General features: G+C 40.9%; 2 protein-coding genes and 2 CRISPR repeat arrays (1 of these 4 running past the window's edge). Both genes read right to left on the bottom strand.

Translation table 11 applies throughout. The features are described from left to right. A CRISPR array of direct repeats spans positions 1–792; the repeat unit is 30 nt; unit sequence GTTTCAATTCCTATATGGTGCGATTGGTGG; it reaches 1489 nt to the left of the window's first position. Between the two features lie 106 nt (positions 793–898). Then, positions 899–9224: a CRISPR direct-repeat array (repeat unit 30 nt; unit sequence GTTTCAATTCCTATATGGTGCGATTGGTGG). A 192-nt stretch (positions 9225–9416) separates the two neighbouring features. Then, complete coding sequence (cas2, locus tag MB380_RS19110) at positions 9417–9680, bottom strand: CRISPR-associated endonuclease Cas2 (protein ID WP_253530134.1); 264 nt, start codon at positions 9678–9680, stop codon at positions 9417–9419. A gap of 28 nt (positions 9681–9708) precedes the next feature. Beyond that, positions 9709–10713: a type I-B CRISPR-associated endonuclease Cas1b gene (gene cas1b, locus MB380_RS19105; RefSeq protein ID WP_253530130.1), complete on the bottom strand. Its 1005-nt coding sequence runs from the start codon at positions 10711–10713 to the stop codon at positions 9709–9711. Positions 10714–10715 lie beyond the last annotated feature (2 nt).

Here is a 10715-nt window from a genome sequence, read left to right as displayed (position 1 = left end):
AGGAATTGCAGGAAAGAAGAGCAAAGAAGTAAGTTTCAATTCCTATATGGTGCGATTGGTGGCGTAATTGCTGAACAACTGTAATTCGTTCATGCTTTCGTTTCAATTCCTATATGGTGCGATTGGTGGTAGGCGGTGCCAGAAAATACAATGTTTTTTTCAAGATGTTTCAATTCCTATATGGTGCGATTGGTGGATAAGCAAAGAGAGTATATGAGAACTGTTAAATTGTTTCAATTCCTATATGGTGCGATTGGTGGTCCGTACCCATACCCAACACCGGCGTATTGAAATTATGTTTCAATTCCTATATGGTGCGATTGGTGGATAAGCAAAGAGAGTATATGAGAACTGTTAAATTGTTTCAATTCCTATATGGTGCGATTGGTGGTCCGTACCCATACCCAACACCGGCGTATTGAAATTATGTTTCAATTCCTATATGGTGCGATTGGTGGACGAAGCTACAAGGTCAGTTAGCGCATTAAAATCAGAGTTTCAATTCCTATATGGTGCGATTGGTGGTATTTAATTGAAATGTGGAGAGCAGTATTATTAGGCGTTTCAATTCCTATATGGTGCGATTGGTGGCTTATCTTATCTTGAAAAAGTTGCACAATTACAAAAATTTCAATTCCTATATGGTGCGATTGGTGGTATGGTTTCCGGAAGGCGTTTTGAGCCTAATAATGGAGTTTCAATTCCTATATGGTGCGATTGGTGGTGCCAGACTGCAACAGGGTTTTGGTAAATTAGGCGATAGTTTCAATTCCTATATGGTGCGATTGGTGGTCGTGTAAATCAACCTTGGAAGACCAGTTGACGAGGTGTTTCAATTCCTATATGTATGGTGCGATTGGTGGTGAAATTTTTGGGTATTGGGTAGTTCTTATAAAGAAGTTTCAATTCCTATATGGTGCGATTGGTGGTCTGCTTATGTTACAGCTTATGAATTGCAATCGCCTAGTTTCAATTCCTATATGGTGCGATTGGTGGTTTCTCTGTCAGTCAACAACCTTTTAATTAAAGTATCGTTTCAATTCCTATATGGTGCGATTGGTGGACTGATTCCGCCCGACCGTTTACACTCTTTGCGCCGTTTCAATTCCTATATGGTGCGATTGGTGGCGGTCTCTGCTTGCAAACGCTTCATTTCCTGATAGAGTTTCAATTCCTATATGGTGCGATTGGTGGTAAGCTAAAAAACGTTTCTGAATCGCTAATTTCAGTTTCAATTCCTATATGGTGCGATTGGTGGCGCAAACAACGGCTAACGTTAAAGGAGACAAGCTTGTTTCAATTCCTATATGGTGCGATTGGTGGTGACAAATCCGAAAGGCGACAGGGGCGCGCTTCGCAGTTTCAATTCCTATATGGTGCGATTGGTGGATAGCCGGGCGGCTAGGCATCAAGCCGGACTGGTTGAGTTTCAATTCCTATATGGTGCGATTGGTGGCCCTGCTGGAAAACTAACATTTACGGACCCTAAAGCGTTTCAATTCCTATATGGTGCGATTGGTGGTTGTTTCTCTCGCCTCTTTTGATAACTTTGGATTGAGTTTCAATTCCTATATGGTGCGATTGGTGGGCTTTTAAGCCATGCAATCGAATGTAGCAGTATAGTTTGTTTCAATTCCTATATGGTGCGATTGGTGGACGGCAAAGTTACAGTAGGAGACGTCAAAGCCTGGTTGTTTCAATTCCTATATGGTGCGATTGGTGGGTTCAGGCGAATTAGTGTGTAAAATTTTGGGTAAAGCGTTTCAATTCCTATATGGTGCGATTGGTGGCGATGTCAAGGCCGTGGTATCATTTATAATTTTATACGTTTCAATTCCTATATGGTGCGATTGGTGGTACATTAGAACTCTCAGGGGTAGATATTTCTTTATCGGGTTTCAATTCCTATATGGTGCGATTGGTGGCGGTTTTTTCAATCCATGCTTTGCGAAAGCATTTTGGTTTCAATTCCTATATGGTGCGATTGGTGGGTTACTCGGTCTTGTGGACGATAGGTGTTTCGGAAGTTTCAATTCCTATATGGTGCGATTGGTGGACTAAAAATCTGCTATGACCTAATTTTGCTACCATAGGTTTCAATTCCTATATGGTGCGATTGGTGGTTGTACTGGCAAAGAATGAAGCGCGACGTTGGGCGTGTTTCAATTCCTATATGGTGCGATTGGTGGAAAGTAGTAAAGAACGGTGCAGATGTGTATTATCCCGAGTTTCAATTCCTATATGGTGCGATTGGTGGTAAAATTTTTCACTTCATGACAGATTTAAAAACGTGGTTTCAATTCCTATATGGTGCGATTGGTGGCAGCTATTGAAGATTAAAACAAATTATTATTATTAGTTTCAATTCCTATATGGTGCGATTGGTGGAGTAAGTCGACACGAAAGTAAATCCTTTGCCGTTGAGTTTCAATTCCTATATGGTGCGATTGGTGGTCTATTGTAGTGGGTTGGTCGCCAACCAACCCAATGTTTCAATTCCTATATGGTGCGATTGGTGGGAGGCTTTGAGCATTGTAAATATGACGGGATATTAGTTTCAATTCCTATATGGTGCGATTGGTGGTGCAAGGAAATCAAGCAGAATTATTTAAGGTTGCTGTCGTTTCAATTCCTATATGGTGCGATTGGTGGTTATATACGTCTCTATCAGTTCCTTGCACGCGAATTTGTTTCAATTCCTATATGGTGCGATTGGTGGACCCCGGTTTTTTGTTTATTATGCTCTTATGTTTTACGTTTCAATTCCTATATGGTGCGATTGGTGGTATTTGATGCAACGGCCGAGGTTGTTTACAAGTACTCGTTTCAATTCCTATATGGTGCGATTGGTGGACGGTTTCTGGCGCATTGCTGACGATAAGTATAAAGGTTTCAATTCCTATATGGTGCGATTGGTGGTAAAATGCTCAGGCTTTTTGCCCACCCATAAAAAGGTTTCAATTCCTATATGGTGCGATTGGTGGCTTATGTGGCAGGCATGGCGGCCAGTGCGGCTTATGTTTCAATTCCTATATGGTGCGATTGGTGGTATAAAAAAGCAAGTATTTATAAGCAAGATTGAACGGGTTTCAATTCCTATATGGTGCGATTGGTGGAAATGCAAACGGCACGTGTACATTGCTGATTGCCAAGTTTCAATTCCTATATGGTGCGATTGGTGGTGCTAGTATCATATTCATCAAAAAGTATTTACGCTTAGTTTCAATTCCTATATGGTGCGATTGGTGGAGCAAACGAAAAAACTATCGTGTATGAATTGTACGAGTTTCAATTCCTATATGGTGCGATTGGTGGCTTGTAAGCCTGCCACCATTGGCCGGCTCTTTTGAAGTTTCAATTCCTATATGGTGCGATTGGTGGGATAGTTTGCCTGATAAATGTCTTATTTGTTGAAATGTTTCAATTCCTATATGGTGCGATTGGTGGTTGATACATCCAAAAGGAATAAAAAACACATCAAAGTTTCAATTCCTATATGGTGCGATTGGTGGTACAAAAGCACTTGGATTGCTTCATAAACAAGTAAGTTTCAATTCCTATATGGTGCGATTGGTGGAAGGGGAAACCAAACAGGCGTAGGGTTTAAAGACAAGTTTCAATTCCTATATGGTGCGATTGGTGGTGCCATCGGGGAGCCAGAACCCCCAATCAATTACCGGAGTTTCAATTCCTATATGGTGCGATTGGTGGTGAGAAAACAGGGCTTTCTTTTTACCCGGATGCGAGTTTCAATTCCTATATGGTGCGATTGGTGGGGAAGGAAGCATATAAGAAGATGCTAACATCTGCTTAGTTTCAATTCCTATATGGTGCGATTGGTGGTGGGTAGACGAAAAAACAGGAAATGAATTTTTAGGGTTTCAATTCCTATATGGTGCGATTGGTGGAATTACAGTAGTAGCGTTAAGGATGCCACCGGGGCGTGTTTCAATTCCTATATGGTGCGATTGGTGGTAAAAACGGCTTCAGGGTTATCTGAAGCCGTTTCAAGTTTCAATTCCTATATGGTGCGATTGGTGGTTCCGTCCATCGCTAAAATTTGTTAGTATTTAAAAAGTTTCAATTCCTATATGGTGCGATTGGTGGTTGAAAGCCTACGCTTTTGTACAACACTGCCTGAAGTTTCAATTCCTATATGGTGCGATTGGTGGTGTAACCTGGAATATTGCCAGAGGTTGCACAAAAGTGTTTCAATTCCTATATGGTGCGATTGGTGGAGCCATCCCCATCAATTAAGGCTGATTCGGTAGCTAAGTTTCAATTCCTATATGGTGCGATTGGTGGATAAAACTTCTCTCCTGTTGCTGATATGAATTCTTTGTTTCAATTCCTATATGGTGCGATTGGTGGAACATACTCCTGATTGTTGATACGCGGATGAATACGCGTTTCAATTCCTATATGGTGCGATTGGTGGGAACTAGTTGAAGTTGATGTAGTTGTAGAACTAGTTGGTTTCAATTCCTATATGGTGCGATTGGTGGTGAAAATAATACTGTTAGACTTATTCTCGGGCATAGGGTTTCAATTCCTATATGGTGCGATTGGTGGGAAAAGTATAATGAAGAATACTCTTTGTCATTAACGGTTTCAATTCCTATATGGTGCGATTGGTGGTTTTCAGCTGTTCACCTTGAAGCTGTATTGTGTTGGTTTCAATTCCTATATGGTGCGATTGGTGGTTTTTAGTCAACCCCGTTTCTATTAGCGGATACAAGTTTCAATTCCTATATGGTGCGATTGGTGGTTGCTTTACCATTAAGCACCTTGACTAAATGCTTGCTGTTTCAATTCCTATATGGTGCGATTGGTGGTAGCATAATATCAACATCAAAACTATTCTTTGCCGTAAGTTTCAATTCCTATATGGTGCGATTGGTGGACATATACCCTATAAGGTCGCCGGGGCGTGGCTTTTGTTTCAATTCCTATATGGTGCGATTGGTGGTAAACGACACAAAAGAAATGAAACAGTTAATGATAGGGTTTCAATTCCTATATGGTGCGATTGGTGGTAGAGCCACGATCGCTCACAAAACTAATTTCAACCACGTTTCAATTCCTATATGGTGCGATTGGTGGACCAACAGATTTTGCACCGGGCGAGGCCTGGCGTTTGTTTCAATTCCTATATGGTGCGATTGGTGGAATTCATCAATTTGGTTTCTCACTCATTACCGATATGTTTCAATTCCTATATGGTGCGATTGGTGGCCGGCTGAGAATGATAGGTGTGCCTTTCTCATTTTCGTTTCAATTCCTATATGGTGCGATTGGTGGAGAAGCAGAAGTACCGCTAGGCCGCCCGTTTTCTAGTTTCAATTCCTATATGGTGCGATTGGTGGTAATTTGTTTCATTAAAAATGTTTGGTCGGATTCCTTGTTTCAATTCCTATATGGTGCGATTGGTGGGCGGATAACAAAGATATTAAGCTAGGTATTCAAGTTAGTTTCAATTCCTATATGGTGCGATTGGTGGATAAGCAAAGAGAGTATATGAGAACTGTTAAATTGTTTCAATTCCTATATGGTGCGATTGGTGGTAGCAAATTTTAAATCATTTATTTTCATTTTATTATAGTTTCAATTCCTATATGGTGCGATTGGTGGTTAATCTACGATATAGAATATTATCTTTGCCATAATTAGTTTCAATTCCTATATGGTGCGATTGGTGGTATTTTAAAACTGTAACAGAAGAAAGTTATTTTGAATGTTTCAATTCCTATATGGTGCGATTGGTGGAATACATTATTTGGCACGCTAAAAAAATTGATAAACAGTTTCAATTCCTATATGGTGCGATTGGTGGACGTCAACCTTAGAATTATGAGGACAGTTAACAGATAGTTTCAATTCCTATATGGTGCGATTGGTGGAGTTAAGGCTAAAAAGGCCTCTAGCAAAGTTAAAAGTTTCAATTCCTATATGGTGCGATTGGTGGTTGCCGCTACTGCTAGTTCTACTTATATAAGATTATCGTTTCAATTCCGATATGGTGCGATTGGTGGATAACGATTTCGGGCATTAATATAGCGCTCATAGTAGTTTCAATTCCTATATGGTGCGATTGGTGGACCCTTATCCTAGCGTTGAAGGTTTTGAATATTGGGGGTTTCAATTCCTATATGGTGCGATTGGTGGCGCAATGGCACGGATAACATCAAACTCGTTGGCAAATGTTTCAATTCCTATATGGTGCGATTGGTGGACAATGACGGCAAGAAAGGCGCGCCGCCTATTACATAGTTTCAATTCCTATATGGTGCGATTGGTGGCATTAAGCCAATTCACTTTCAAATGATTTCAATGTGTTTCAATTCCTATATGGTGCGATTGGTGGTAGCAAATTTTAAATCATTTATTTTCATTTTATTATAGTTTCAATTCCTATATGGTGCGATTGGTGGTATAAACGCCAGAGGGGATAAATTCCCAGTCGGAAAAGTTTCAATTCCTATATGGTGCGATTGGTGGTTATGGATGGTTTCCCCGTTAAAATTGTAGATGTAGGGTTTCAATTCCTATATGGTGCGATTGGTGGCTGAATACAAAAAAGCAGTAGGGCATAAACTTTATGGGTTTCAATTCCTATATGGTGCGATTGGTGGATTATTTCGGAATCTGTCAAATTCAAAGTTAAGGCGGGTTTCAATTCCTATATGGTGCGATTGGTGGCTATAACGCCACCTCCTCCTGAGCTGCCACCACCTGAGTTTCAATTCCTATATGGTGCGATTGGTGGATATCCATCCCCGGCAATCTTTTAAAGTTTAGAGTTGTTTCAATTCCTATATGGTGCGATTGGTGGCCTACAACATTTAACACAAGCGAGTTTAAGCTAACAAGTTTCAATTCCTATATGGTGCGATTGGTGGCGCAGGTAGAGCCGGGATAAAAAATCCATTCGGTTGTTTCAATTCCTATATGGTGCGATTGGTGGCGGCCGCTGGCATCAGCATCAAGGAATAGATTAATGGTTTCAATTCCTATATGGTGCGATTGGTGGTACTCAAGAATATAATTGTACTTATCAAATACTTATTAGTTTCAATTCCTATATGGTGCGATTGGTGGGTTGTGAGATTGCGCGCTGATAAAGAGTTGCCACTTGTTTCAATTCCTATATGGTGCGATTGGTGGTGTCTATACTCAGGAGATACGAATTAATATTTATAGCGTTTCAATTCCTATATGGTGCGATTGGTGGTAAGGCTCGGGTGCTTGTGTAGTGTAGTCGGTTTCGTTTCAATTCCTATATGGTGCGATTGGTGGTTCAGGGTACAAAACGAAACCGTTAAGCGGCAGTATTGTTTCAATTCCTATATGGTGCGATTGGTGGCATCTGCAAAGACGTTGCAATGTCTTCTTGTATCATTGTTTCAATTCCTATATGGTGCGATTGGTGGACAAAAAACCAGAATTAATCTTAGCTTATCCTGAAAGTTTCAATTCCTATATGGTGCGATTGGTGGTCCGGCCTGTAAGTTGAGACCATGACCGCCTGAAGCGTTTCAATTCCTATATGGTGCGATTGGTGGTTGGCCTGCCAGAACGGAAAACGGGTTTGTAACTTAGTTTCAATTCCTATATGGTGCGATTGGTGGTTCTGCATAAATGCTTAATTTGTTTCATTAAAAATGTTGTTTCAATTCCTATATGGTGCGATTGGTGGTTAGCTATTACATTACTAACTTTAGCTAGTTTAAGGCGTTTCAATTCCTATATGGTGCGATTGGTGGATCTATTTTATTTTGCATCCACGCCCGGCAGTTACTTGTTTCAATTCCTATATGGTGCGATTGGTGGTAGAGGGCAAACAGGCCGTAAAATGACCGTGTATGAGTTTCAATTCCTATATGGTGCGATTGGTGGTTAGTTACGAGGTCGATAGAAAGACCGGTAATATGGAAGTTTCAATTCCTATATGGTGCGATTGGTGGCTTTTACGGATATAAACCAAACAACGGTTTTACCTATGTTTCAATTCCTATATGGTGCGATTGGTGGTCAGACAACAACGGAGGGGTCGGCCTTTGGTTATCCGGTTTCAATTCCTATATGGTGCGATTGGTGGTAAGTCCTGATACACTTGTGATTTAGCAGCTGTCAAGTTTCAATTCCTATATGGTGCGATTGGTGGCATCGAAATAAAGGCCACGTTTGTGGCCTTATTTTTTGTTTCAATTCCTATATGGTGCGATTGGTGGCATAGAACAAGTAGAGAGAGGGCAAAAGGAACTCAGTTTCAATTCCTATATGGTGCGATTGGTGGTACAGCAGAAGTGTACGTAGATTGCTCAGGGCCATGTTTCAATTCCTATATGGTGCGATTGGTGGCGGCAATGTAACCGGAACGCTGCCAACGCAATTTGAGTTTCAATTCCTATATGGTGCGATTGGTGGACAGTATCGCATCTAAGCAACACCGTTATAATAAAGTTTCAATTCCTATATGGTGCGATTGGTGGGGTTGAGAGCAACAGACAAAAAGAAGAGATAAGAAAAGTTTCAATTCCTATATGGTGCGATTGGTGGCTCCGTATCGGCGTTTAAGTTCTTCGACTTCCTCCTGTTTCAATTCCTATATGGTGCGATTGGTGGTCCGGTTTATTCGGAGTAAGAAACGAATAGCTAAAGTTTCAATTCCTATATGGTGCGATTGGTGGAGGGCAAAGAAAAGGCACCGAAGACGAACGCCACCTCGTTTCAATTCCTATATGGTGCGATTGGTGGAACCCAAGGCTTCTTCAGTCGCAAGCATTTTAGTAGTGTTTCAATTCCTATATGGTGCGATTGGTGGCGATATGGGCCAGCGTTGGCTCTGGAGGAGTTTATTCGTTTCAATTCCTATATGGTGCGATTGGTGGTTCAATAAATTTTGTGCGTTGGCAGAAACAATCAAAGTTTCAATTCCTATATGGTGCGATTGGTGGAGGTTGTACCATGCCGTATGTAAAGACTCATGGTTCAGTTTCAATTCCTATATGGTGCGATTGGTGGTCTCCTTTATCAGCATTTGCCAGGTCCTTATATTTCGTTTCAATTCCTATATGGTGCGATTGGTGGTGCCTTTTGTGCTGTTGGGCAGTGTAAATGACTCGCTGTTTCAATTCCTATATGGTGCGATTGGTGGTTAAACTGCCTTTTAATGCAAAAGGGCTTAATCTAATGTTTCAATTCCTATATGGTGCGATTGGTGGCCGTTGAAAAAACGGCTCAGATGATGTAAAAATAGGGTTTTTGGATGGAAAAATCAATGAAAAAGTCGTCGATGTATAATGATAGGATTTTGCCTGTACATCGACGACCATTGATAATCAGCAAGTTGCCTGCTGAGTGTTATTTTTTCAGTATGTCAATGAACTGTTTTTATAGGCACCGACGACACCCCCCTACAGAAAGTTATCGGTTCTCATCCTTTCAATACCTATAATTTCTTTGTCGAGCCACCTTTCTTCACGGCTCTTAAAAATAATAATACTGTCGGTTTCTTCATTCATTATCTTCTTTGCGCCTATCAGCATTTCCTTCAGCTTTACTTCAGTTATTTCCCCTTCAAACACCGAATTCTGAATCCAGTTCAGGTACTTCCGGCAAAACTTAAGCATTTTGCCGACCCGCTTTTCGCCTATGTCATAAACAAGAATCACATACATAGCAGTTTATTGTTTTTCCGTTAATGGGTCACCACAGCATCCTGAATGGTTTATATTCTTCTATACCCAAAATATGTTTTTGTAGCTTGTAGCACTCTAGCTTTATTAACTGCTTGTATGATACATTGCGGCTCAGTTTCCGGTGCCTGAAAGTCTCTTTTAGTTTTTCTTCAAAGGCTTGCACAAATGTTTTCCGCGCCGAGTCTTTCATAACACAGGCATTTAGCTCTTTTCTGAAATCGCCAGCTTTTATCTGATGCTTGTTCAGAACCGTAAATATGAGCCTGTCAATCAATATAGGTTTAAAAATCTCGGCCAGGTCTAAGGCCAGAGAATATCTTCGATAGCCGGGTTCATGCAAAAAACTGATGGTGGGGTTTAGTTGTGTATGATAGATCTGGCTCAGGCAAGCCGTATAGCATAGCATGTTGCCGAACGAAATCAAGGTGTTAATCTCGTTGGTTGGCGGTTGTTTTGTGCGGTTCCCCATTTCAAAATCGTTGATTATCTCATCAAAGCCTGAGTAATATGCCTGCCTGATATTCCCTTCAATGCCCATCAGTTCATCAATTTTTGTGGCACCGGGTATAAGTACGGTATAGCTGCTGATACGGTTAATGGCCTCTGCCAGATTCCGGCCCCGGTTGGCATAATAACTCAGATTTTTGAGCATATTAAACGCCGCACCGTCAATAATTTTACGGGCAATTATAAGTCGTTTTTTGTCAGAACTGTAATGCTTTGTCTGGTCTATCTGCATTTTGCCTGCCAGCAGATAATCTTTAGACATAAAGGAGCCTGTGTAATGCTCGTAATAATCGAAAAAATGAACAGATACATGGTTCTTACCCAGGAAATTATACAAAGCAGAATTGGCATCGAGGCTACCAAAACAATAGATGTTATCTACGGTTTCAATGGGAATGTAACGCGTTTGCCCTTCCACGTTATTTTCGTCGATAGGGGTAAAACTAAGCGTATTGTCGCGGCGCGACATCCTGCCCGGATTAAACAAGTAGTATGTTTTTTTCATGA

The organism is Emticicia sp. 21SJ11W-3, from assembly GCF_024138715.1.
Classification (GTDB): Bacteria; Bacteroidota; Bacteroidia; order Cytophagales; family Spirosomataceae; genus Emticicia; species Emticicia fluvialis.
The sequence above is the reverse complement of the archived record's forward strand: the minus strand, read 5'-3'. Positions and strand labels throughout refer to the sequence as shown.

What these genes read in the sequence shown, in the direction of transcription:
- cas2 (WP_253530134.1), bottom strand. Translation starts at nt 9,680, where the DNA reads ATGTATGTGATTCTTGTTTATGACATAGGCGAAAAGCGGGTCGGCAAA.
- cas1b (WP_253530130.1), bottom strand. Translation starts at nt 10,713, where the DNA reads ATGAAAAAAACATACTACTTGTTTAATCCGGGCAGGATGTCGCGCCGC.